General features: G+C 65.8%; 21 protein-coding genes. 3 read left to right on the forward strand and 18 right to left on the reverse strand.

The window, feature by feature from the left end; translation table 11 throughout:
* Positions 1–41: 41 nt before the first annotated feature.
* From phoR to pstS, 7 genes are all read right to left on the reverse strand, one after another.
* Entirely contained in the window at positions 42–1,379 is a 1,338-nt protein-coding gene (phoR, locus tag VEIS_RS06285; RefSeq protein ID WP_041950589.1) for a phosphate regulon sensor histidine kinase PhoR, read from the reverse strand.
* A gap of 68 nt (positions 1,380–1,447) precedes the next feature.
* The gene (phoB, locus tag VEIS_RS06290; RefSeq protein ID WP_041949846.1) at positions 1,448–2,143 is read right to left on the reverse strand and encodes a phosphate regulon transcriptional regulator PhoB; all 696 of its coding nucleotides are present in this window, start codon (positions 2,141–2,143) and stop codon (positions 1,448–1,450) included.
* Between the two features lie 20 nt (positions 2,144–2,163).
* Positions 2,164–2,865, reverse strand: coding sequence for a phosphate signaling complex protein PhoU (phoU, locus tag VEIS_RS06295; protein WP_011809067.1), 702 nt, complete (start codon positions 2,863–2,865; stop codon positions 2,164–2,166).
* A gap of 10 nt (positions 2,866–2,875) precedes the next feature.
* Positions 2,876–3,658 (reverse strand): phosphate ABC transporter ATP-binding protein PstB, encoded by a 783-nt coding sequence (pstB, locus tag VEIS_RS06300; protein WP_041950590.1) that lies wholly within the window; start codon positions 3,656–3,658, stop codon positions 2,876–2,878.
* 39 nt (positions 3,659–3,697) lie between these two features.
* The gene (gene pstA / locus VEIS_RS06305; RefSeq protein ID WP_011809069.1) at positions 3,698–4,552 is read right to left on the reverse strand and encodes a phosphate ABC transporter permease PstA; all 855 of its coding nucleotides are present in this window, start codon (positions 4,550–4,552) and stop codon (positions 3,698–3,700) included.
* A 16-nt stretch (positions 4,553–4,568) separates the two neighbouring features.
* Positions 4,569–5,585 (reverse strand): phosphate ABC transporter permease subunit PstC, encoded by a 1,017-nt coding sequence (pstC, locus tag VEIS_RS06310; protein ID WP_011809070.1) that lies wholly within the window; start codon positions 5,583–5,585, stop codon positions 4,569–4,571.
* A 92-nt stretch (positions 5,586–5,677) separates the two neighbouring features.
* Complete coding sequence (pstS, locus tag VEIS_RS06315) at positions 5,678–6,715, reverse strand: phosphate ABC transporter substrate-binding protein PstS (protein ID WP_011809071.1); 1,038 nt, start codon at positions 6,713–6,715, stop codon at positions 5,678–5,680.
* A gap of 237 nt (positions 6,716–6,952) precedes the next feature.
* On the opposite strand from pstS, the gene VEIS_RS06320 reads away from it, so the two are divergent.
* Positions 6,953–8,434 (forward strand): Ppx/GppA phosphatase family protein, encoded by a 1,482-nt coding sequence (locus VEIS_RS06320; protein WP_041949847.1) that lies wholly within the window; start codon positions 6,953–6,955, stop codon positions 8,432–8,434.
* 58 nt (positions 8,435–8,492) lie between these two features.
* Here VEIS_RS06320 and sixA read toward each other — a convergent pair whose 3' ends face one another.
* The 10 genes from sixA to VEIS_RS06370 form a co-directional block, all read right to left on the reverse strand.
* Positions 8,493–8,957: a phosphohistidine phosphatase SixA gene (gene sixA, locus VEIS_RS06325; protein WP_011809073.1), complete on the reverse strand. Its 465-nt coding sequence runs from the start codon at positions 8,955–8,957 to the stop codon at positions 8,493–8,495.
* Entirely contained in the window at positions 8,954–11,041 is a 2,088-nt protein-coding gene (ppk1, locus tag VEIS_RS06330; RefSeq protein WP_407831840.1) for a polyphosphate kinase 1, read from the reverse strand. Before ppk1 ends, sixA begins: the two co-directional genes overlap by 4 nt.
* 314 nt (positions 11,042–11,355) lie before the next feature.
* The gene (locus tag VEIS_RS06335) at positions 11,356–12,384 is read right to left on the reverse strand and encodes an ABC transporter ATP-binding protein (RefSeq protein ID WP_011809075.1); all 1,029 of its coding nucleotides are present in this window, start codon (positions 12,382–12,384) and stop codon (positions 11,356–11,358) included.
* The gene (locus VEIS_RS06340) at positions 12,381–13,364 is read right to left on the reverse strand and encodes an ABC transporter ATP-binding protein (RefSeq protein WP_011809076.1); all 984 of its coding nucleotides are present in this window, start codon (positions 13,362–13,364) and stop codon (positions 12,381–12,383) included. The genes VEIS_RS06335 and VEIS_RS06340 overlap by 4 nt, the downstream gene beginning before the upstream one ends.
* Positions 13,365–13,401: 37 nt before the next feature.
* The gene (locus tag VEIS_RS06345; RefSeq protein ID WP_011809077.1) at positions 13,402–14,313 is read right to left on the reverse strand and encodes an ABC transporter permease; all 912 of its coding nucleotides are present in this window, start codon (positions 14,311–14,313) and stop codon (positions 13,402–13,404) included.
* A 15-nt stretch (positions 14,314–14,328) separates the two neighbouring features.
* Positions 14,329–15,909: an ABC transporter substrate-binding protein gene (locus tag VEIS_RS06350; protein WP_011809078.1), complete on the reverse strand. Its 1,581-nt coding sequence runs from the start codon at positions 15,907–15,909 to the stop codon at positions 14,329–14,331.
* A 39-nt stretch (positions 15,910–15,948) separates the two neighbouring features.
* The gene (locus VEIS_RS06355) at positions 15,949–17,163 is read right to left on the reverse strand and encodes a M20 aminoacylase family protein (RefSeq protein ID WP_011809079.1); all 1,215 of its coding nucleotides are present in this window, start codon (positions 17,161–17,163) and stop codon (positions 15,949–15,951) included.
* On the reverse strand, positions 17,163–18,143 hold the full coding sequence (locus VEIS_RS06360; RefSeq protein WP_011809080.1) for an ABC transporter permease: 981 nt from the start codon (positions 18,141–18,143) through the stop codon (positions 17,163–17,165). Before VEIS_RS06360 ends, VEIS_RS06355 begins: the two co-directional genes overlap by 1 nt.
* A 13-nt stretch (positions 18,144–18,156) precedes the next feature.
* The gene (locus tag VEIS_RS06365) at positions 18,157–19,737 is read right to left on the reverse strand and encodes an ABC transporter substrate-binding protein (protein WP_041949849.1); all 1,581 of its coding nucleotides are present in this window, start codon (positions 19,735–19,737) and stop codon (positions 18,157–18,159) included.
* Positions 19,738–19,891: 154 nt separating this feature from the next.
* A complete protein-coding gene (locus VEIS_RS06370; RefSeq protein ID WP_011809082.1) occupies positions 19,892–20,941 on the reverse strand; it encodes a porin in 1,050 nt (349 codons plus the stop codon).
* 309 nt (positions 20,942–21,250) lie between these two features.
* Here VEIS_RS06370 and coq7 point away from each other — a divergent pair, with 309 nt between their 5' ends.
* Positions 21,251–21,877, forward strand: coding sequence for a 2-polyprenyl-3-methyl-6-methoxy-1,4-benzoquinone monooxygenase (gene coq7 / locus VEIS_RS06375; protein WP_011809083.1), 627 nt, complete (start codon positions 21,251–21,253; stop codon positions 21,875–21,877).
* Here coq7 and ugpQ read toward each other — a convergent pair.
* The gene (gene ugpQ / locus VEIS_RS06380; RefSeq protein WP_157048418.1) at positions 21,868–22,701 is read right to left on the reverse strand and encodes a glycerophosphodiester phosphodiesterase; all 834 of its coding nucleotides are present in this window, start codon (positions 22,699–22,701) and stop codon (positions 21,868–21,870) included. The genes coq7 and ugpQ overlap by 10 nt on opposite strands.
* Positions 22,702–22,898: 197 nt before the next feature.
* On the opposite strand from ugpQ, the gene serA reads away from it, so the two are divergent.
* Complete coding sequence (gene serA / locus VEIS_RS06385; protein WP_011809085.1) at positions 22,899–24,128, forward strand: phosphoglycerate dehydrogenase; 1,230 nt, start codon at positions 22,899–22,901, stop codon at positions 24,126–24,128.
* Positions 24,129–24,169: the final 41 nt, after the last annotated feature.

Below are 24,169 nucleotides of genomic sequence, written 5' to 3' on the forward strand. Positions count from 1 at the left end.
CTTCCATCGATGAAGTGGTGCTCGGATTTTCTTGCCATCGATCATGTCGACGGCGCAAAGCCGCGCAGCCGGTTGGCCGGGAAGGTGACCGAAAACGCCGAGCCTTTGCCCAGGGTACTGTTGATGTCCAGCGTGGCGCCATGGCGTTGCAGCACATGTTTGACGATGGCCAGCCCCAGGCCCGTGCCACCGGTTTCGCGCGATCGGCTGCGGTCCACGCGGTAAAAGCGCTCGGTCAGGCGCGGTATATGTTCGGGCGCAATGCCGGGGCCGGTGTCATGCACCGAAAAGACTGCGCGGCCGTCAGGCTCGCGCTTCCATTGCACGCTGATGCAGCCGCCTGCGGGCGTGTAGCGCACGGCGTTGTTGATCAGGTTGGACAGGGCGCTTTGCAATTCGGCGGGTACTCCGGCGATGTCGCCCTGGGCGCGCAAGACCTCCGGCGCCGGAAAGCGCAGCAGATGCGGCTGGTGCTGCGTGAGCAGGGCGGACAAGGCGCGGCCCTCGTCTTCGCAGCGCTGTAGCAGCGATTGCACCGGCGTCCATTCGGCCATGCCGGGCGGTGGGCTGCCTTCCAGGCGCGACAGGGTGAGCAGGTCCTGCACCACGTTTTGCATGCGCAGCGCCTGTTGCGCCATCAGGCCCAGGTAGCGGGAGCGCTCCTCGGCGCTCAGAGGCAGGGTCTGCAAGGTTTCGACGAAGCCGATCAGCACGGTCAACGGGGTGCGGATTTCGTGCGACACATTGGCCACGAAGTCGCGCCGCATGGCCTCGGCCTGCTCCAGCGCCGTGACATCGCGCGAGAGCAGCAGGGTGCAGCCGTCGCCGTAGGGGTGCAGGTGCACCGAGATGCGCACCGGCCGCGACGGCGTGCTCGCGCGCCCCTCCAGCACCACGGCGGCGGAGAAGTCCTTGACCGCATAGTAGGCGGTGAATTCGGGGTTGCGCAGCAGGTTGCCGATCGATTGCATGACATCGCGCTGGGCGTCAAAGCCGAAATGGTTGGCCGCCGTCTGGTTGCACCATTCGATGCGCCCCTGGGCGTCGAGCAAGACCACGCCGTTGGGCGAGGCCTGGAGTGCGGTCAGGATTTCCTGCAGCCGGTCCTGGCTGCTCTGGATCCGGGCTTGCTGCCTGCGCAGCAGGCGCAGCGCACGGTCTGCGGCTTCGCCCCAGATGCCGTGCACCACCGGGGCGTCGGCCAGGTCGCCGGTGCGCAGCCAATGCAGCACCCGCGCGCCGCGCACGAAGTCCCGGACGGACCAGGCCCAGGCCGCCAGCGCAGCCCCCAGCGCAGCGCCCCAGGGGCCGCTCTGCCACCAGCCCAGGGCGCCGCCGACCAACTGCCACAGCAGACAATATGAAATGCGCCACAACATGCGGAGAGCGAAGTTTTTTTGGAAACCCGGGGGTGCGGCAGGCGCGCCCATCGATTGCGTGGGCACCATCAGGTCGGCACCTGCGCTGTCAACCGATAGCCGGCGCCGCGCACGGTTTCCACCATCACGGACGCCGCCCCCAGGGCCTCGCGCAGGCGTTTGACATGCACGTCTACCGTGCGCTCTTCGATGTACACATGGTCGCCCCAGACCTTGTCGAGCAGTTGCGAGCGGCTGTGCACGCGCTCGGTGTGCCGCATCAGGAAATGCAGCAGTTTGAATTCGGTGGGGCCGACCTTGAGCGGCTGCCCCTGAAAGGTCACCCTGTAGGTCGCGGCATCGAGCCGCAGTTCGCCGATGTGCACGCTGTCGCTGAGTTGCTCGGGCGCGCGCCGGCGCAGCACGGCCCGGATGCGGGCCAGCAGTTCCTGCGTGGAAAATGGCTTGGTGATGTAGTCGTCCGCGCCGGCATCGAGCCCGGCCACCTTGTCAGGCTCGTCGCCGCGCGCGGTGAGCATCAGGATCGGGATCGGCTTGGTGCGGCTGTCGGCGCGCCATTTGCGGGCCAGCGACAAGCCGCTTTGCCCGGGCAGCATCCAGTCGAGCAGGATGACCTCGGGCAGGACGGCATCGAGCTCGCGCTGCGCCGATTCGCCGTCTTCGGCCCAGAAGGGCTGGAATCCGTTGTGGCGCAGATTGATGGCAATCAGTTCGGCAATCGCCGGTTCGTCTTCGACGATCAGGACGCGTGGGAGCTTTCTCATGGCATGGCTACGGGAAACCATCACAGGACGGTGGACTCGATCTCGTCCAGGGCCGTGTGCCGCACATCCTTGCCCTTGACCAGATAGATGATCAGTTCGGCCACGTTCTTGGAGTGGTCTCCGATGCGCTCGATGGCCTTGGCCAGGAACAGCAGGTCCAGGCTCGGCGAGATGGTGCGCGGGTCTTCCATCATGTAGGTGATCAGCTTGCGCACAAAGCCGTCGAACTCCCGGTCGATCAGGTCGTCCTCCTTGAGGATGGCCACCGCCGTCTTGGTGTCCAGGCGGGCGAAGGCGTCGAGCGCCTTGCGCAGCAGGCCCGAGGCCAGTTCGGCCGCCACGCGCAGGTCGCTCGATGGCAGCGAGCGCGGGGCGCCGCTTTCGATGATGGAGCGCACCATGCGCGCCATCTTGTTGGCCTCATCGCCCATGCGCTCCAGGTTGGCCGTGGCCTTGGAGATGGCCAGCAGCAGGCGCAGATCGCGCGCGGTGGGCTGTCTGCGGGCGATGATCGAGGACAGCTCCTGGTCGATCTCGACCTCCATCGCGTTCACCCGGGCTTCGATGACGCCGACGGTTTCCACGGCCTCCAGGCTGAACTGCGACAGCGCATATACCGCCTGGCGGATCTGCGATTCCACCAGGCCGCCCATTTCCATCACCCGGGCCGAGACGCTGTTGAGTTCGCTGTCGAACTGCGACGAAAGATGTTTATCGGGCATCTGCTGCTCCTTAGCCGAAACGGCCGGTGATGTAGTCTTCGGTTTCCTTGCGCTCGGGCTTGAAGAAGATCTGCTCGGTGGCGCCGAATTCGATCATCTCGCCGAGGTACATGTAGGCGGTGTAGTCGCTGCAGCGGGCCGCCTGCTGCATGTTGTGCGTCACGATGGCAATCGTGTAGTCGTGCTTGAGCTCGTCGATCAACTCCTCGATCTTGGCCGTGGACAGCGGATCGAGCGCCGAAGTAGGCTCATCGAGCAGCAGCACCGAGGGCTTGACGGCCACACTGCGGGCGATGCACAGGCGCTGTTGTTGGCCGCCGGACAGTGACAGGCCGCTCTGGCTGAGCTTGTCCTTGACCTCGGACCACAGGGCGGCCTTGGACAGCGCCCATTCCACGCGGTCATCCATTTGGCCCTTGCTCAGCGTCTCGTAGAGCCGCACGCCAAAGGCGATGTTGTCGTAGATCGACATCGGAAACGGCGTGGGCTTTTGGAACACCATGCCAATGCGCGCGCGCAGCAGGTTGATGTCCTGCCGCGGGTCCAGGATCTCCTGTCCGTAAAAGCGGATGCTGCCCTCGGCGCGTTGCCCGGGGTACAGGCTGTACATGCGGTTGAGCGTGCGCAGCAGGGTCGATTTGCCGCAACCCGAGGGGCCGATGAAGGCCGTCACCTTGTGCTCGGCAATGTTCAGGCTGACATCGCGCAGGCCCTGGAACTTGCCATAGAAGAAATTCAGATGGCTCAATTCCAGCGCATTGGCGGCGGCGGTGATGGTGGTGGCGGGGTTCATCATCGAATCCTGAAATGGGAGGCTGCCGGTCCGGCCCTGTCAGGCACGGTTCTTCTCACGCAGGAACACCCGGGCCACGATGTTCAGAATCAGCACCGACAGCGTGATCAGCAGCGCCCCGCCCCAGGCCAGCCGCACCCAGTTCGGGTAGGGGCTGAGGGCAAACTGGAAGATCACCACCGGCAGGTTCGCCATGGGGGCGCCCATGTTGGTGCTGAAGAACTGGTTGTTCAGCGCGGTAAACAGCATCGGCGCGGTCTCGCCGCTGATGCGCGCCACGGCCAGCAGCAGGCCGGTCATCACCCCGCTGCGCGCAGCGCGCAGCGTGACCATGGTCGAGACCTTCCAGCGCGGCGCACCGAGTGCAAAAGCCGCTTCACGCAGGCTGCCGGGCACCAGGCGCAGCATGTTCTCGGTGGTGCGCACCACCACCGGCACGGCGATCAGCGACAGCGCCAGACTGCCGGCCCAACCCGAGAATTTGCCGACCGTGGCCACGGCAATCGCGTAGACGAACAGGCCCAGAACGATAGAGGGGGCCGACAGCATGACATCGGTGACAAAGCGGGTCAGTTCGGCGGTTTTGCTCTGGTCGCCGTATTCGGCCAGGTACACGCCGGCCAGCACGCCCACGGGGGTCGAGACCAGCACGGTAAAGCCCACGATCATCAGGCTGCCGACGATGGCATTGGCCAGGCCGCCGCCTTCGGAGCCGGGCGCCGGGGTCGACTGGGTGAACATGTTCCAGTCGAGTGCGGCAAAGCCGTTGGCCAGCAGCACGCTCAGAATCCACAGCAGCACGAACAGACCCAGCACCATCGCGCCCAGCGACAGGGTCAGACCGATGGCATTCGAGCGCCGGCGTTTTTTGTACAGGGATTGGTTGCGTTCCATCGGTCGGCCCTCCGGTTCACAGGCCCTTGGCCTTTTCGGCGCGCATCATCATCAGCTTGGCGGCCGACAGCACCACGAAGGTGATCACGAACAGCAAAAAGCCCAGCGCGAACAGCGTGGACAGGTGAAAGTCTGCCGCCTCGCCAAACTCGTTGGCCAGCGTCGAGGCGATCGAGGTGCCGGGCGAGAACAACGAAGTGGGCATGCGGTTGGCATTGCCGATCACGAAGGTCACCGCCATGGTCTCGCCGAGCGCGCGGCCCAGTCCCAGCATGATCCCGCCGACGACCCCCTTCTGGGTGTAGGGCAGTACCACGCGGCGCACCACCTCCCAGGTGGTGCAGCCCAGGCCGTAGGCGGACTCGCGCAGGATGGGCGGGACGATCTCGAACACATCGCGCATCACGGCGGCGATGAAAGGCAGCACCATGAATGCGAGCACGATGCCGGCCGCCAGGATGCCGAAACCGTTGGTGCTGCCGCCAAACAGAAAACCGATCAGCGGCATGGTTCCGAGCAGCTTTTGCATCGGCATCTGGAAGTAGTCGGCAAACAGCGGGGCAAACACGAACAGGCCGAACATGCCGTAGATGATCGAAGGCACCGCCGCCAGCAGTTCCACGGCCGTGCCCAGCGGGCGCCGCAGCCATACCGGGCAGGTTTCGGTCAGGAACAAGGCGATGCCGAAGGCCAGCGGCACGGCGATCAGCAGCGCAATGCCGGCACTGACCAGGGTGCCGACGATGGCGATCGCGGCACCGAATTCTTCATTGACGATGTCCCATTCCACGCGCCAGCCAAATTGGATGCCGAACTTGTGAAACGACGGCCAAGCGTAGACGAAGAGCGAGACGATGATGCCCAGCAACGCCGCCAGCACCAGCAGCGACAGACTCTGCGTCAGCCGATGGAACACCATGTCCTGCAAGCGCTGCCGCCTGGCAATCGATGCCATGGCCATGGCCTTGGTCGGCGCATCGCCGGCCTCGATCACGGACAGGGGTTGCGGATTCATCGTGGTTCCGAGGCCCATGGGGACTCCCTGAAAGGCCGGCCGAGCCGGCGTCCGTCGGCCAGAGCGACCGACGGACGGCAGCGGGGGGCGATCGACTATATCGGTAAAGGTTACTTCTTGATCTGCGACCAGACTTTGGCGCCAATTTCGGCGGTCAGGCGGTCAGGCAGCGGCACATAGTCCAACTCCGCCGCCATGCCCTTGCCGTTCTTGAAAGCCCACTCGAAGAACTTCAACACCTCGGCGGACTGCGCCTTGTCGGCCGGGTCCTTGTACATCAGGATGAACGAGGCCGTGCTCACCGGCCAACTGTCGGCGCCCTTGGCGTTGACCATCGAGATGCCCATGCCCGGCACGCTGAACCAGTCGGCACTGGCCGCAGCCGACGCAAAGGTCTTGTCGTCCGGGTTGACATACTTGCCGTCGGCATTTTGCAGTTGCAGGTAGTTCATATTGTTCTTCTTGACGTAAGCGTACTCGACATAACCCACGGCGCCTTTGACGCGCGTCACATTTGCGGCCACGCCCTCGTTGCCCTTGCCGCCCACCGAAGAGGCTGCGGGCCACTTGACGGCCGCCCCCTTGCCCACCTGATCGGCCCATTCCTTGCTGACCGAAGTCAGGTAGTCGGTCCAGTTGAACGTGGTGCCGGAGCCATCGGCGCGGTGCACGACGGTGATGCCCTGATCCGGCAGCGCCTTGCCGGGATTGAGGGCGGCCAGCTTGGCGTCATTCCACTTGCTGATCTTGCCCAGGAACACCTCGGCCAGCACCGGGCCGGTGACGCGCAACTCGCCCGGCTTGAAGCCTTCGAGGTTGATCACGGGCACGGTGCCGCCAATGATCGCGGGGAACTGCACCATGCCGTCTTTTTCCAGATCGGCCCCGGACAGTGGCGCATCCGTGGCGCCGAAGGCCACGGTTTTGGCGCGGATCTGGCGAATGCCGCCCGACGAGCCTATCGATTGATAGTTCAGTCCGATGCCGGTTTCCTTTTTGTAGGCTTCAGCCCATTTGGCGTACATCGGGAACGGGAAGGTCGCGCCTGCGCCCGTGATGTCCGCTGCCAAGGCCGTGCCGACGGCGCTGCTGGCCAATGTGACGGCAATGACGGCAACGGTTTTGAAAAATATGCGTTCGGGTTTCATCAAATACCTTTCGACTGGAATGAACGGGACAGGGCAGACTCTAGGCGCGGATGATGACAATTCGGTGACTGTAGGGCCAAGGCCCCCGCGCCGTCGTCCGCATGGCGCTGACTCGTCACCGATCCTGTCACCGATCTGTCATGAAGCGGGCACACAGTGTCGGCCCGGCCCACGGTACGATCCGCCCCCCTGCTTCCGATTTCCTGTTTCCAACTTCCCGGTCCCCGGCAGTACAACATGCGCAATGGCACCCGTCTGGCCGCAGTCGACCTCGGCTCCAACAGTTTTCGCCTGGAAATCGGGCGCTATGAGTTTGGCCACATACAACGGGTGGAGTACCTCAAGGAGACCGTGCGCCTGGGCAACGGTCTCGACGAAGACCAGCAACTGACGCGCGCCGCCATGGAGCGCGGCTGGGCCTGCCTGGCGCGGTTTGGCGAGCGGCTGGCCGGTTTCCCCCGGGCCCAGGTGCGGGCCGTGGCCACGCAGACCTTGCGCGAGGCACGCAACCGGGAGGAATTCCTGTCCCGTGGCAGCGCGGTGCTGGCCTACCCGATCGACGTGGTCTCCGGCGCCGAAGAAGCGCGGCTGATCTACCAGGGCGTGGCCCGGCTGCTGCCGCAATCGGACGAGCGGCGGCTGGTCGTCGATATCGGCGGGCGCTCCACCGAGTTGATTCTGGGCCAGCAGTTCAGCCCGCAGGCCGTGGCTTCCTACCAAGTGGGCAGCGTCGCATGGTCGCAGCGCTACTTTGCCGGCGGCGCGTTCAGCGCCTCGGCCTTTCTGGCGGCCGAGATCGCGGCCAAGGCGGTGCTCGATGAAGCACTGGGAACCTTCAGGCCGCAGACCTGGGAGCGGGCCTACGGCTCCTCGGGAACGGTCGGCGCGGTGGGGGGCATGCTCGCCGCATCGGGGGTGGGGGCCGAGGGCCAGATCACCCGTGCCGGCCTGAACTGGCTGCACGAGCGCATGTTGCGCGCGCAGAGCGCCGATCGGCTGCGCATCGAAGGGCTCAAGGAAGAGCGGCGTGCCGTCATCGGCGGCGGCATCAGCGTGCTGCGCGCGGTGTTCGACCTGCTGGACATCGACGTGCTGCATGTCGCCCAGGGCGCGCTGCGCCAAGGCGCGCTGTATGACCTGCTCGATCGCGAGCAACCGGAGACCGACCTGCGCAGCAGCACCGTCAACGGACTGATGCAGCGGTTTGGCGTCGATGCGGAGCACGCGCAGCGGGTGGCGCGCACGGCCTGTGCGCTGTTCGAGCTGGCCGCGCCGGCCGGCAGCGAGCGTGCTGCGCGCAAGCTCGACTGGGCGGCCCGGCTGCATGAGATCGGCTGCCGCATATCGCACAGCGACTACCACCGCCACGGCGCCTACATCCTGGACAACACCGACGCCGCCGGCTTTGCCATGCCCGAACTGCATCGCCTGGGCATGCTGGTGCAAAGCCAGCGCGGCAAGGTGCGCAAACTGGGGGCCGACCTGGACGAGCCGATCTTCGCGCTGCAACTGCTGAGTCTGCGGCTGGCGGTGATCCTGTGCCATGCCAGGCGCGACCCCGACCGCAGCGGCCTGCTGCTGCGCCGCCAGGGCCAGCGCTTCGACCTCAGCGCCCGCCCGGGCTGGGCCAGCGCCTACCCGCAGTCTGCGCATCTGCTGCGCGAGGAGGTGCTGGCCTGGCAGAAGACGCCCTGGGAATTGGTGCTGGACCTGCCGTGAACGGCCCCCGGCATCCCCGCCGATATCCCGCCGATACCCCGCAGGCAGGCCGCCGGCGCTACAAAAACTCGGGCGACTGGACCACCAGCAGCACCGCCTGGCCGTGGTCGAGCCGCTGGCGCTGGCGCAGCCACCACACGGCGCCCTTGCGCACCGCGCATTGCGGCGCTGGAATCGCCAAGAGCCGGGCAATGGTTTGCCCGAGCACCGGCTGATGCCCGACGATCAGCACCGCGCCTTTGGCCTCTGGCCACTGGGCCAGTTCCAGCAGATCCTGGGGCGTGCCGCCGGGCAGCAGTTCGGCGCGCCGCTTGAACTTGCGCCCCAACGCGCTGGCGGTCTGTTCGGCCCGACGCGCCGGGCTGGCCAGCACCCGCAGGCCCTCGGGCAGTTGCCGGTCGAGCCATGCCGCCATGCGCGCCGCCTGCTTTTCGCCCTTGGCCGTCAGCGCCCGGGCCAGGTCGTCGCTGCCGTCCCCGGCCTCTTGCGCCTCGGCGTGGCGCCACAGGATCAAGTCCATCATGGCGCCCCTGGCCGGCGACCGGAACCGGCGCCGCCGGGGCCGTAGCGGAGCATCAACGCCGCTTGGGCGCCCAGGCCGTCCACCGGGCGCGGCGCAGCGGCGTAACTGCCGTCGGCGTTCAATGTCCAGGCATCCCGGTCATCATGCAGATAGGCCACCAGACATTCGTCGATGATCTGCTGGCGCAAGCCCGGGTCGGTCACCGGCCAGGCCAGCTCGACACGGCGCAGCATGTTGCGGTTCATCCAGTCGGCGCTGGACAGATACAGGTCTTCCTCGCTGCCGGCGCAAAAGTAGAAAACCCGCGTGTGCTCCAGGAATCGGCCAATCACCGAGCGCACGCGGATGTTGTCCGTGACCCCGGGCAGTTGCGCCGCCAACATGCAGGCGCCGCGCACGATCAGATCGATGCGCGCGCCGCGCTGACCGGCCAGGATCAAGGCCCGCATCAGCGCCTCGTCGGTCAGCGCGTTCATCTTGGCGACGATGCGGGCGGCCTCGCCACGGCTGGCGGCCAGTCCGACCCGCTCGATCTTTTCCAGCATGCGGCGCTGCAGGTGAAACGGCGCCAGCATCAGCCGGCGCAAATGGGGCGGCCGGTTCTGGCTGGCCAGGTGGTTGAATACGCCGTCCATGTCGGCGGTGAGCGCCTCATCGGCGCTCAGGTAGCTCAGGTCGGTGTAGAGCCGGGCGGTGCGCATGTTGTAGTTGCCGGTCGCAAGATGCCCGTAACGGCGCAACCGCCGCCCTTCCCGGCGCGTGACCAGCAGCATCTTGGCGTGCGTCTTGAGCCCCACCACGCCATACACCACCTGGGCGCCGATCGACTCCAGCGCCTCGGCCCAGTTGATGTTGACTTCTTCGTCGAAGCGGGCTTTGAGCTCGACCACGGCCATCACCTCCTTGCCCCGGCGCACCGCCTCGGTCAGCAGCGCCATCAGCGCCGAGTCGGAGCCGGTGCGGTAGATCGTCTGCTTGATGGCCAGCACCTGCGGGTCGTTCACCGCTTCGCGCAAGAAGGCCAGCAGGCCGTCGAAGCTCTCGAACGGCTGGTGGATCAGCACATCGCGCTGGCGCAATTGCGCCATGATCGAGCGGCCGGGCCGTAGCTGGCGCGGCCAGGCGCCATCCCAGGCCGGGAACAGCAAGGCCGGCCGGTTCACCAAGTCCACCAACTGCGCCAGGCGCGCCAGGTTCACCGGGCCATGCACCCGGTACAGCGCTGCGGCCGGCAGGTCGAACTGCGCCAGCAGAAAGTCCGACAGGAACGGCGAGCAGGCCGCAGACACCTCCAGCCGCACGGCCTGCCCGTAGTGGCGATGCTGCAAGCCCTGCCGCAAGGCGGTGCGCAGGTTGCGCACATCTTCTTCGTCGAGCGCCAGATCGGAATGGCGCGTCACGCGAAACTGCGAAAACTCGGTCACTTCCCGGCCCGGAAACAGCTCTTCCAGATGCGCCCGGATGATGCTCGACAGGCTCGCGAACAGCGCCTCCTCGGGCGCCACTTTGGCCGGCATGCGCAGCAGACGCGGCAGCGCGCGCGGCACCTTGACGATGGCAATTTCGTTCTTGCGGCCAAAGGCCGCCTGCGCCTTGAGGCGGACGATGAAGTTCAGCGACTTGTTGGCCACCTGCGGAAACGGATGCGCCGGGTCCAGCCCCACCGGAATCAGCAGCGGGCGAACCTCGCGGATGAAGGACTCGTGCACCCAGCGTTTTTGCGCCGGGGATCGGTCGGCATGGGTGACGATACGGATGCCATGCCGGGCAAACGCCGGGAGCAAGACCTCGTTGTACAAGCTGTACTGCCGCGCAACCAGATGCTGGACCTTGGCCGAGAGCGCCTCGAACGAGCGCGTCGTATACAGCCCCTGGGTCTGCCCCTGCTGCGCGGCCGTGATGTGGGGCGCCGCGCGCACCTCGAAAAACTCGTCCAGGTTGGCTGACACGATGCACAGGTAGCGCAGGCGTTCGAGCAACGGGATGTCGCTGCGCAGCGCCCAGTCGAAGACGCGCTCATTGAAGGCCAGGATGCTGTGGTCCCGGTCCAGGAACATGGGCTGCCGCCCAGGCGCCGCAGCCATGCCTGTGGCAGCATCGGACGGCGCACTCTGTAAAGGCACCATATCGGTGGGGGGCAAGGGCAACATGAATCACGGGCCACGGATGCTTATTGACCGCAGGATAGCGTCAGTTTCGCGTGTGCAGATGATAAGGCTGTGACAGCATGTGATCTCCAGGTCTGATCTCCACCAGCACACCCGCCCGGACAGCGCCCGGGCGCCGGATCGTCCGCTCATCGGCGCTCGCCAGCGATTCGATGGCGGCCTGAACCCAACAACCCAACGACCCAACGACCTGAACCGGCCATGGCCGGCCGCAGAACCGCCGGCCCGGTTCAGAGCCGTCCGCTCGCCACCGCATGGCAAGCAATCCGTATGCCGTCCAGGCTCTGGAGTTGCGGCCGCTCCGACCGGCAGCGCTGATCCGCATGTGGGCAGCGCGGATGAAAGGCGCAGCCGGACGGCGGGCTCAGCGGATTGGGCACCTCGCCCTGCACCGGCGTGCGCGCCTTGCCGGTGTCGTGCATCTTGGGGATGGCGTCGAGCAGCATGCGCGTGTAGGGGTGGCGCGGCGTATCGAACAGCGCATGCTTGTCGGCCAGTTCCACCAGCCGGCCCAGGTACATCACGCCGACCTGGTCGCTCACATGGCGCACCACCGCCAGGTTGTGGCTGATGAACAGATAGGTCAGTTGCCGCTGGCGCTGCAAGTCTTTCATGATGTTGAGCACCTGCGCCTGCACCGACACATCGAGCGCCGAGGTAGGCTCATCGCACACCAGGAACTCAGGCTCGGTGGCCAGCGCGCGGGCAATCGAGATGCGCTGGCGCTGGCCGCCGGAAAACTGGTGCGGGTACTTCGCCATGTCCAGCGGCGACAGGCCCACCGAGCGCAGCAGATCGCCCACGCGGTGCCCGAGCGCGCCTCGGTCGGTGATCAGGCCATGCTCGCGCAGCGGCTCGCCGACGATGTCTTGCACCAGCCAGCGCGGGTTCAGGCTGGCATAGGGGTCCTGGAAGATCATCTGTATGCGGCGCCGCAGCGCGCGCGCCTCGGGGCCTTTGAAAGCCGCATGTGCGTCCTGGTTGTCGAACCGGAAACTCCCGCGCGTGGGCTGGTACAGGCCCACCAGCAGGCGGGCCACGGTGCTCTTGCCACAGCCGGATTCGCCCACCAGGGCCAGCGTCTGGCCTTTTTCGATCGTAAAGTCCACGCCGTCGACCGCGTGCAACAGCGCGCGCGGCTTGCGTTCGAGCACACGGTTGAGCCAGGGGGCGGATACGTCGAAGGTCATGGCCAGGTCATGCGCCTGCACCAGGGCCGAACTGGCCGGGCCGGCCGGATGGGCGGCGGCGCTGCTCATCGGGCCACCCCGGCCGGCGTGGCGCCAGCGTGCAGCCAGCAGGCGGCGCGGGTGGCGCCGGCGGCCATCAGGTCCGGGCGCTGGCTGCGGCAGCGTTCCATGGCCTTGGGGCAGCGCGGGTGGTAGGCGCAGCCCGGGGGGATGGCGTTCAGGCGGGGCATGGCGCCATCGATCTGGTTCAGCCGCTCACGGTCTGACGTCATGTCGGGGATGGCTGCCATCAAGCCCGCCGTGTAGGGATGGGCGGGCTGGTTGATCACCTCATGCACCGGGCCGATTTCAGCCACCCGGCCGGCGTACAGCACGGCCACGCGGTCGCAGGTTTCGGCGATCACCCCCATGTCGTGGGTGATCAGCATCACGGCGGCGCCACGCGCATGGCAGATGCTTTTCAGCAGCGTGATGATCTGCGCTTGTATCGACACGTCCAGCGCCGTGGTCGGCTCGTCGGCCACGATCAACTGCGGCTCGGCGGCCAGCGCCAGCGCAATCACCACCCGCTGGCGCATGCCGCCGGAGAACTGGTGCGGGTAATGGTCGATGCGCTGCGCGGCTGCCGGGATGCCGGTGTCTTGCAGCAGCCCGATCGCACGCTGGCGGGCCTCGGCGGGCGTTACCGGCAGATGGGCCAAAATGGTTTCACTCAATTGGCGGCCCACCGTGTACAGCGGGTTCAGCGAGGTCAGCGGGTCCTGAAAGATGGCGCCGATGCGGCGCCCGCGAATGTGGCGCAGTTGGCTCTCGCGGAGCTGGTCGATGCGCTGGCCTTGCAGCAGGATCTGGCCCGAGACGATGCGGCCCGGCGGCTCCAGCAAGCCGATGATGGCCGCGCCGGTGAGCGACTTGCCGGCGCCGGACTCCCCCACCACGCCCAGAATCTCGCCGGGCGCGATGGAAAAGCTGATGTCATCGAGCGCGCGCAAGTTGCCGCGCCGGCCGGGGAATTCGACCACCAGGTTTTTGACTTCCAGGAGCGACATGGGCTGTGGTGCCTGCTACGGGTAAGCCGCAGTGCGCTCAGCGCAGGCGGGGGTTGAGCGCATCGCGCAGCCAGTCGCCCAGCAGGTTCACCGACAGCGCAATCAGCACCAGCATGGCGCCAGGGAAAACGGTAACCCACCATTCGCCCGAGAACAGGAAGTTGTTGCCGGTGCGGATCAGCGTGCCCAGCGAGGGCGAGGTCGGCGGCGCGCCCACGCCCAGGAAGGACAGCGTGGCCTCGGTGATGATCGCCGTTGCCACCTGTATCGTGGCCAGCACCAGCACCGGCCCCATGACGTTGGGCAGCACATGCCGGCGCATGATGCGCAGCGGGGCGACGCCGGCGACGCGGGCCGCCTGCACATATTCCTTGTTGCGCTCGACCAGCGTCGAGCCGCGCACCGTGCGCGCGTACTGCACCCAGCCGGTGAGCGAGATCGACAGGATCAGCACGCCAAAGGCCAGCGAGTCATGGGCCTGCGGAAACAGCACCCGGCCGACACCGGCAATCAGCAAAGCCACCAGGATGGGCGGAAAAGACAGCATCACATCGCACAGCCGCATCAGCACGGCATCGATCCAGCCGCCGCGAAAGCCTGCCAGCAGGCCCAGGGACACGCCCAGCGCCACCGACAGCAGCACTGAAACGATGCCCACCACGAGCGAGATGCGGGCCCCGTACATCAGCGCCGAGAGGATGTCGCGCCCCTGCTCATCGGTGCCCAGCAGGTATTTCGTCGAGCCCCGCTCGCTCCAGGCCGGCGGTAGCTGGCCATCGTAGAGGTTGAGCGTGCTCAGATCGAACGGGTTATGGGGCGCGACCCACCCGGCAAACACCGAACAGAACAGGCAGACCAGCGCAATCGCCGCCGCCAGCACCGCCATCGGCGAGTGGCGAAAGCTGTAGCCCACATCGCTGTCGAGCCATCTGGCAAGGGTCTTTCTCATGGCTGCGCTGTCCGCTCACGGGCGGATACTGATCCACTTGAACAGCATGATGTTGTCGGCCGTCTGCACCAACTGGACCTTCTTGCTCACGCCCCAGGCCAGCATCTGCTGGTGCAGCGGCAGATGGCCGATGTCTGCCGCGTGGATCTCGAACACCTCTTTGATCATCGCGTTGCGCCGGGTCTTGTCGTTTTCCGACTGGATCTTGAGCGTCAACTCGTCCACCTTCGGATTGCAGTAAGCGCCATAGTTGTACTGGCCCGCTCCCCGGTCGTCCGAGCAACGCATCAGCGCATTGAGCGCATTGTGCGCGTCGTAGGTCGGAGGCATCCAGCCCAGCATGTAAAAGCTGGTGTCGCGGCGCAGGAGTTTGGGGAAGTAGGAACCCTTGGTTTCGGCCTGCAGGTTGATCTTGACGTTGATGCGCGACAGGTTGGCCGCCACCGCCTGGCAGATGCGGCTATCGTTCACATAGCGGTCGTTCGGGCAGTTCATCGAGACCTCGAAACCATTCGGATAGCCCGCTTGCAGCATCAGCTTTTTCGCCGCCTCCACATCGTAGGGCAGGCGCTTGGCGTCCGGCTGAAAGCCATTCACGCCCGGGCCTACCATCAGCGCCGAAGGAAGGGATGCGCCGCGCATCACGGTGCGCTTGATGCCTTCGATATCGATGGCCTGGTAGAAGGCTTGGCGCACGCGCTTGTCCTTGAAGGGGTTCTTGCCCTTGACGTTGGAGTACAGCAGTTCGTCGCGCCTTTGGTCCATGCCCAGAAAGACGGTGCGCAGTTCGGGGCCGGCGATCACGCGCGTGTCGGCGCCACGGTTGACGCGCGCGATGTCTTGCACCGGCACCGGCTCCATCACGTCCACCTGCCCGGACAGCAAGGCCGCCACCCGGGTGGCCTCATTGCCGATCGGCGTGAACACCACCTCGCTGACGTTGCCTTCGATCTTGTCCCAGTACGAGCCATTGCGCGTGAACACGGTGCGCACCCCGGGCTGGCGCTCGCGCAGGCGAAAAGGCCCGGTGCCGTTGGCGCGGAACGAGGCCGCGTTCTCTATGCCCTTGCGGCGATCCACCGGCGCGCTGGCCTGGTGGGTCTCGCACCATTTCTTGCTCATCATGTACACCAGCGAGAGCGTGTCGGGCAGGGTCAGGAACGGAATCTTGGTCTCGATCTCCACGGTGTGCTCATCGATCTTGCGCACCTGCTTGAAGTCGTTGGTGTTGCTCTTCATGTCCGAGCCTTCGACCTGGGTGCGCGCCAGGCTGAACAGCACATCGTCGGCGGTAAAGGGGCTGCCGTCATGAAACAGCACACCCCGGCGCAGATCGAAACGCCACACGGTGGGCGCGGTCTGCTGCCAACGGGTGGCCAGCGCCGGGGCCAGGCTCAGGTCCTTGTTGCGCCCGGTCAGTCCCTCATACACATTGCCGGTGATGCTCAGTTGCAGCGTTTCGTTGAGCGAGTGCGGGTCCATCGAGAGCGCATCGCCCTGGTTGGCGATCCTGACGGTCTGCGCGCCGGCAACCCCGCTGGCCGCCGTCAGCGCGGCCACGAGGGCGGTCACGGCGATTTTCTTGTGCCATCGCATCAAATCAATCTCCTGGTCATGGAAAAAAAGGGGGGTGGATCAGGGCGTCGCCAAAGGCATGGCCTGCTCGATCAGGCTGGCATGCAGCGCGGCGCCCAGCGGCAGGATGTCGTCATTGAAGTCGTAGCGGCTGTTGTGCAGGCCGCCGCCCGCGCCAGCGCCCTGGCCGATGCGCAGATAGGCGCCGGGCTTGGTCTGGAGCATGAACGAAAAATCCTCCGATCCCATGCTCGGCTCCAGGTCGCGCAGCACATGCTCGGCGCCCAGCAGCGATTGCGCCACATCGCCGGCAAACGAGGCTTCGCTCTCGCTGTTGATCGTGGCCGGGTAGATGCGCTCGTAATGCACGCTGGCCGTGGCGCCAAAGCCCAGGGCAATGGCGTGGCACAGCTCCTTGAGGTGCCTTTCCACCATCTCCTGCACCTGCGGATCGAAGGTGCGCACGGTGCCGACCAGCGTGGCCGAGCCAGGCAGCACGCTGAACGCGCCCAAGTCGCCCGCCTGCACGGCGCACAGGCTGACCACGGCGCTGTCGATCGGGCGCACATTGCGCGCCACGATGCTCTGCGCGGCGGTGATGATGTGCGCCGCCACCAGCACCACATCGACCGTCTGGTAGGCATGGGCGCCATGGCCGCCCCGGCCGGTGATCTCGACGGTGAAGCGGTCGGCCGCCGCCATCATCGGGCCGGAGTTCAGGCCCACGGTGCCGGGCTTGAGCGCCGGCCAGTTGTGCATGGCAAAGATCGACTGCACCGGAAACCGCTCGAACAGGCCGTCGTCGATCATCGCGCGGGCGCCGGCAAAGCCTTCTTCGCCCGGCTGGAACACCAGCACCGCCGTGCCGTCGAAGTTGCGGGTTTCGGCCAGATAGCGCGCGGCGCCGAGCAGCATCGCGGTGTGGCCGTCATGGCCGCAGCCGTGCATCAACCCGGGTTTGCACGACTTCCAGGCGAAGTCGTTGTGCTCGGTCATCGGCAAGGCATCCATGTCGGCGCGCAGCCCCACCATGCTGCCGCTGGAGTGGCCGTGCCCCCGGATCACGCCGACCACGCCGGTGCGGCCCATGCCGCGATGGATCTCGTCGACACCGCACAGGTGGAGGGCCTCCTGCACGCGCTGGCTGGTGTAGCGCTCCTCGAAGCCCAGTTCGGGATGGGCATGCAGATCGCGCCGCAGCGCGGTCAGTTCAGGGTGGTATTGGGCGATATGCGCAAACGGGCGGCCACCCGCTTTCAGACGTGAACCCGGCATCAATGGCCTCCTGCCCGGTCCACGCGCAAGCGGGGGTCCACGGCAAAATACAACAAATCCACCATCAGATTGATCAGCACGAAGAACAGCGCGATCAGGCACAGGTAGGCCGCCATCACCGGAATGTCGGCAAAGGTCACGGACTGTATGAACAACAGGCCCATGCCGGGCCATTGGAACACCGTCTCGGTGATGATGGCAAACGCAATCAGGCCCCCGAGTTGCAGGCCGGTGATGGTCATCACCGGCACCAGCGTGTTCTTGAGCGCATGGCCAAAATGGATCACCCGGCTGGACAGGCCGCGGGCGCGCGCGAACTTGATGTAATCGGTGCGCAGCACCTCCAGCATCTCGGCACGCACCAGCCGCATGATCAGTGTGAGTTGAAAAATCGCCAGCGTAATCGCCGGCAGCGCGATATGGTGCCAGCCCTTGGCACTGAGCAGCCCGGTGCTCCACCAGCCGATCTGCACCACCTCGCCCCGGCCAAAGCTCGGGAACCAGCCCAGGGTCACCGCAAACACCAGGATCAGCAAAATGCCGATCAGGAAAGTGGGCAAGGACACCCCCAGCAGCGACAGTGTCATCAGCAGTTGGCTGCTGAAGCTGCCGCGCCGCAGGGCCGCGTACACCCCCATCGGAATCCCGAACGCCAGGGCCAACAGTGCACTCACCAAGGTCAGCTCCAGCGTGGCCGGCAAACGCTCGGCGAGCAGGCGCGAGACCTTGGCCCCCTGGCGCAGGCTCAGGCCGAATTCGCCCTGCGCCGCATGCACCAGAAAATGCCAGAACTGCACGACAAAGGAGCGGTCCAGCCCCAGGGCGCTGCGCAATGCGTGAATCTGCTCCGGGGTCGCATCCTGGCCCAGCAGGAAGACCACGGGGTCGCCAACATACTGAAACAGCATGAAGGCGATGAAGGCGACCGTGATCATCACCGCCACCGCCTGCATCAGGCGGCGCACTATGAAGGCCAGCATCAGGAGGGCGTCTTCAGTTCACCTTGACCGTGCGCATGTCCAGCTTGTTGTCGGCGCGATGAATCAGATCGACATTCTTCTTCATCGCCCATGGGATCACCTGGTCATGCAAGGGAATGTGCGAGACGGTGTCGTTGGACAGTTGCAGCGCTTCGGTCAACATGCGCGAGCGCACCGGCGCGTCGGTTTCTCCCTTGATGCGATCGACCAGGTAATCCATGCGCTGGTTGCTGTAGCGCCCCAGGTTGTAGTTGCCGTCGCCACCGGTGCCCACCGTGCGCACCAGCGATTGCAGGCTGTACAGCGCATCGAACGTGGGCACGCCCCAGCCCAGCATGTAGATGCTGGCTTCGTAGCGCTGGATCATCGGGAAGTAAGTCGCCAGCGGCAGGGTGCGCAGCCTGGCCTTGACCCCGACACGCGACCACATCGCCGTGACGGCCTGGCAAACCGCCTCGTCGTTGATGTAGCGGTTGTTCGGGCAGGCAAAGTCGACCTCGAAGCCGTCGGGGTAGCCGGCTTCGGCCAACAGCTTTTTCGCTGCCTCGACGCTGTATGGCAAGCGCTTGCCAACCGCTTCGGTGTGGCCCGCCACCATCGGCGCCACGATGGTGGCGGCGGGCTTGCCCAGGCCGCGCATGATGGTGCGCGTAATCGCTTCGGCATCGATCGCCTGGTACAGGGCCTTGCGCACGCGCAGATCCTTGAGCGGGTTCTTGCCCTTGATGTTCGAGCCGGGCAACTCATCGCGCAACTGGTCCAGGCCCAGGAAGATGGTGCGGTATTCCAGCCCGTCGATCACCTTCAGATCGGGGCTGGCGCGCAGGCGATCGAGGTCCTGCGGCGCAGGGTCGAGCACCATGTCCACCTCGCCCGACAGCAACGCCGCCATGCGCGTGGGCGCCGATTTGATCGGCAGGTAGACGATCTCGGTCACATTGCCGTCCATCGTGCCCCACCAACCGGGGTAGCGTTTGAAGACCATCTTCACATCGGGCTGCCAGGATTCGAGCGTGTAAGGCCCCGTGCCCATCGCATTGCGGTGGGCGAAGATTTCCTCGCCGCTCTTCATGTCCTCGGGCTCTGTCGACTTGTTCTTTTCGGCCCAGGCCCGGCTCATGATGCGCAACTCGGTCATCTGGCGCAGCAGCACCGGATTGGGCGTCGTCAGAAAGACATCCACCGTCCGCTCATCGACCTTGGCGACCCGGCTGATGCCCTGCGTATAGGGCGTGAAGTTTGAGGTCTTGGCCATGGCCCGCTGCAGCGAAAACACCACATCGTCGGCCGTCAGCGCCGAGCCATCATGGAACCGCACCCCCTGGCGCAGCGCGAAACGCATCTGCGTGGGGTTGATTTCTTTCCAGGAAGTCGCCAGCAGCGGCTCGATCGCGAAGGTCTTGCTGTTGTACGAAACCAGGCTCTCATACACGGTGCCATGAATGCCGTTTTGCAGCGCATTGTTTTGCGCATGGATGTCCCAGGTCGCAACATCTCCCTGGCTCGACCATTTGAAGGGCTTGGCGTGCAACGCTGGCGCACACAGCAGTGCGACAGCGAACAGCGAGCAAAGACGACGGTATTTGAGTTGCATGGCACGCTCTCGATCCAAAGTTTGACTGTGCCGCAAAAGCGGCGCTATCGCCAACGGGAAATCCCTGCACCCCGGCCCCATCTTTCAAGCAACTATGGTGCCAAGAAAAAACCGCCCGAGGGCGGTTTTTCCGGGAGCTTTGATCTTTGGGAGATCAGAAGCTGTGGCGCAGGCCGAAGTTGTAGCCGTTGGAGTTGGTGTTGGCTGCCGTCGTAGCGCCAGCCAAGGCGATGGTCGCGCCACCCTTGTTGCTTGCGCGGGCGAACGTGGTGTACAAGGCGGTGCGCTTGGACAGGTTGTAGGTGTAACCCACGGCCAGCAGGTTCGTGCGCGGATCCACAGGGCCTGCGACATCGAGCTTGTAGGTCGAGTACGAAAAGTCGATTTCGCCAGGGCCCATCGGAACCGTGCCACCGGCCAGCATGCCCTTGCCGGTGCCGCGTTTGGTGGCCTTGTCCTGGCTGTACTGGGCCATCAGCTTGACCATGCCGAGGTCATATTGGCCACCCAGGTTCACGGTCTTGATGTCGCCCGTCAGGTACTTGGTTTGCGAGAAAGCCAGCGCAGCGTCGATCGGGCCGTTCTTGTAGCCGGCGCGCAGTCCCAGGCCGTTGCCGTCCTTCTTGTTGGCACTGTTGCTGCTGTTCTCACCCAGGTAGTACATGGCTTGACCGTAGAAGCCGCCCAGGTTGCCGGGCAGGATGTAGCCGATCGAGTTCGATGCGCGGACCCTGGTCGGGCCGCCAACGCTGGAGACCAGCATTTGGTTGGAGCCAACGCCGTTCGTGCCGAACGGATCGAATGCGGTCAAGTTCGTGAATTGGGGGGTGTAGTCACGACCGAGGCGAACTTCACCGAAGCCGCCGCCCAGGCTGACCGTCGAACGGCGGTTGAATGCCAGGCCGCCGCCGCCACTGGAATTGGCTTGGTTGTTGGTGTCGGTCGCAGTGCCGGTGCCGTCATCGTTGTTCACACCCGCTTCGATCCAGAACGAGGCAGACAGGCCGCCACCCATGTCTTCGGTGCCACGGAAGCCCAGGCGGCTACCGCCGATGCCGGAGTTGGTCAGTTGCGATTTGTTGGAGAGACTGCCGGAACCGTAGGCATAGGTGGCGTCGAGCACGCCGAACAGGGTTACGGACGATTGGGCCATTGCAGCGCCGGAAGCAGCCAGCACAGCCAAGGCCATCAGGGATTTTTTCATTGCGAGGTACTCCAAGGTTAAACATCGGGCTCCGGTACGGGGGGGCTAGGTGCGCAGTCCCGCCGGTCTCCCGGGCCAACCTCCTGGTGGGGAAGTTGCGCTTATTGCACCAGACCCGGCCGGGTTGCGCAAAGGAATTCACCGACAAGCGTGATGAAACCGGAGATTCGTTGCTGTGTTACAACATCTGCGCAGGCACTGGCAGACCCCCATTGGAGCCGTGCCGCTATCATGCCCCGTGCGCCGATTGTTTGTGTCCAGGTGCTAATTTTTGTGTTTCGCTGCCCAGTTCGTGTCCTGAAGGTTGCCATGTCCCCTGCTGACTCCCTGTTGGCTGCCGCAGACAATGCGCTGCGCACGCTTTTTGCCAAGCCCGGGGCTGCGGAAAAGTCCCCCGCCGACGCTGTGGCCGAGGCCGCGCTGGACCCGGCCGAAAAGAGGTTGGCCGGGGCGCTGATGCGCGTGAACCATGTCGGCGAAGTGTGCGCACAGGCGCTTTACACGGCCCAGGCGGCGCTGACGCGCGACGCCCGGCTGCGCGCCCGGTTGCAGCAAGCGGCGCGGGAAGAGATCGATCACCTGGCCTGGACCCGGCAGCGGCTCGACGCGCTGGGCGCGCGCACCAGTTTGCTCGATCCGCTGTGGTTCGCTGGCGCCTTCGCGCTGGGCCTGGTGGCGGCCAAGGTCGGCGATCGGGTCAGCCTGGGGTTCGTGGCGGAGACGGAAAGCCAGGTGGCCGCCCATCTGCAAAGCCATTTGCAGCGGCTCCCGCAGCAGGACTTGGCGTCGCGGGCCGTGGTGGCGCGCATGAAAGACGATGAAGAGCGGCATGCCGCGCAGGCCCGCGCCTCGGGCGCGCTGGCACTGCCGGCGCCGGTCCGCGCCGCGATGAAGGCGGCAGCCAGGCTGATGACCAGCACGGCGCACTATGTCTGATTCTGATCGGGGCCGGCAACCGCCAGGCCCGCCGGCGAGCCTGGCGCCCGATCGGCTGCGGCAGGCGCAAACAGGTCCACCCGGTCGGTGATGATGGCGTCCGTTCCCAGACCGATCAGGCGCCGCGCCGCGCCCTCGTCGTTCACGGTGTAGCTCAGCGTGCGCATGCCTTGGCCGTTGACCTGCGCCACCAGGGCCGGCTCCCACAGCGGGTGATGGCAGACGATGGCCGCGCAACCGAGTTGGCGCGCGCAGTCCAGGCAGCCGTCCCACAGCGCATCGAGCAGCAGGGCGCGCGGCAGATGCGGCGCCGTCGCCAGCGCGCCTGCCAGCGCCTCGGGGTGGAAGGACGAGAGCAGCGGCTGCGCCGGCTGGCCTTGCCACAGCCGCGCCGCATATGCGCCGACCACTTGGCCGGTCTTTGCCGACAGGCCCGGCGTGGGTTTGATCTCCAGGTTCAAAAAGAAGCCATTGGCGATGCAGTAGCGCGCCAGGTTCTCCAGGGTGGGCAGCGGCTCGCCGGCGTAGCCGGGGGAATGCCAGGCGCCGGCGTCCAAGCGGGACAGGGCGCTCCAGCGGTGGTCGCCGCCGGTGCGGCTGGCCGCCTGGCCCAGGGCTTGGACGCTGTTGGTGGTGCGCTCCAGCGTGGTGTCGTGCAGCAGAAACGGCACGCCGTCGCGGCTGAGCTTGGCATCGCACTCGAACATGCGGTAGCCATGGCGGGCGCCCAGGCGAAAGGCGGCCAGGGTGTTTTCCGGGGCCAGCAGGCCCGCGCCGCGGTGCGCAATCCAGCGCGGGTAGGGCCAGGGGGTGGGCAGGTGCATGGGAGGGGTTTTCCGATGTGCCGGACAATGGCCAAGGCCACTACCCATTCAGCATGATGCCAGTGCCGCCGTATGGCGCGTTGCCGAGGTGGCGCGTTGCCCGGCCCGGTGCGTCGGGATCGCCAACCAAGCAAGGGATGGCGCCGGATGCGCCACAGGACTGATTGCAATTTTCATCACGAGACCCATCGACTGCCATGCTTTCCCATTCCCTGGACAAGAGCCGGATCAAATTTTTGTTGCTCGAGGGCATTCATTCCTCTGCGGTGGAGGTGATTCGCGCGGCGGGCTACACCCGGATCGAGACGGTGCCCGGCGCCTTGCCCGACGAGCAGTTGCAGCGCAGCATCGCCGATGCGCATTTTCTCGGCATCCGCTCGCGCACACAGTTGACCGGGGCGGTGCTGGCCCAGGCGCCCAAGCTGGTCGCCGTGGGGTGCTTTTGCATCGGCACCAATCAGGTGGACCTGAACGCGGCGCGCGAGCGTGGCATTGCCGTGTTCAACGCGCCCTACTCCAACACCCGCTCGGTGGCCGAGTTGGTGCTGGCCGAGGCCATTTTGCTGCTGCGCGGGATTCCTGCAAAGAACGCGGCGGCCCACCGTGGCGGCTGGCTCAAGTCGGCCGACAAGGCGTATGAGATCCGGGGCAAGACACTGGGCATCGTCGGCTACGGCTCGATCGGCACGCAGTTGTCGGTGCTGGCCGAGGCGCTCGGCATGCAGGTGGCGTTTTTCGATGTGCTCAGCAAGCTGCCTTTGGGCAATGCCCGCCAGGTGCCGCAATTGCGCGATCTGCTGGCGCAAAGCGACATCGTGAGCCTGCATGTGCCCGAGCTTGCGTCCACCCAGTGGCTGATCGGCGCGGCCGAGATCGCCGCGATGAAGCCCGGCGGCATTTTGATCAACGCCGCGCGCGGCAGCGTGGTCGAGATCGAGCCGCTGGCGCAGGCCCTGAAGGCCGGCCGGCTGTTGGGCGCCGCCATCGATGTGTTCCCGGTCGAGCCGCGCAGCAACCAGGACGAGTTTCTGTCGCCGCTGCGCGGACTGGACAATGTGATCCTGACCCCCCATATCGGCGGCTCGACGGTGGAGGCGCAGGCCAATATTGGCCTGGAGGTGGCGGAAAAGCTGGTCAAGTACAGCGACAACGGCACCAGCACCTCGTCGGTCAACTTCCCGGAGGTGGCGCTGCCCGCCCACCCCGGCAAGCACCGCTTGCTGCATGTCCACCGCAACATGCCGGGGGTGCTGTCCGAGATCAACCGCATCTTTTCGGATACCCGGATCAACATCGCAGCCCAGTACCTGCAGACCAATGAGACGATTGGCTATGTGGTCATCGACATCGATGCCGCTTCTTCCGAACTGGCGCTGGACCGGCTGGCCGGGGTCCGCGGCACGCTGCGCTGCCGCGTGCTGTTTTGAAGCGGCGGCGGCCCCGCAGGCTTGGCCCGGCCGCAGGCGCC

Source organism: Verminephrobacter eiseniae EF01-2, from assembly GCF_000015565.1.
In the GTDB taxonomy this organism is placed as follows: domain Bacteria; phylum Pseudomonadota; class Gammaproteobacteria; order Burkholderiales; family Burkholderiaceae_C; genus Acidovorax; species Acidovorax eiseniae.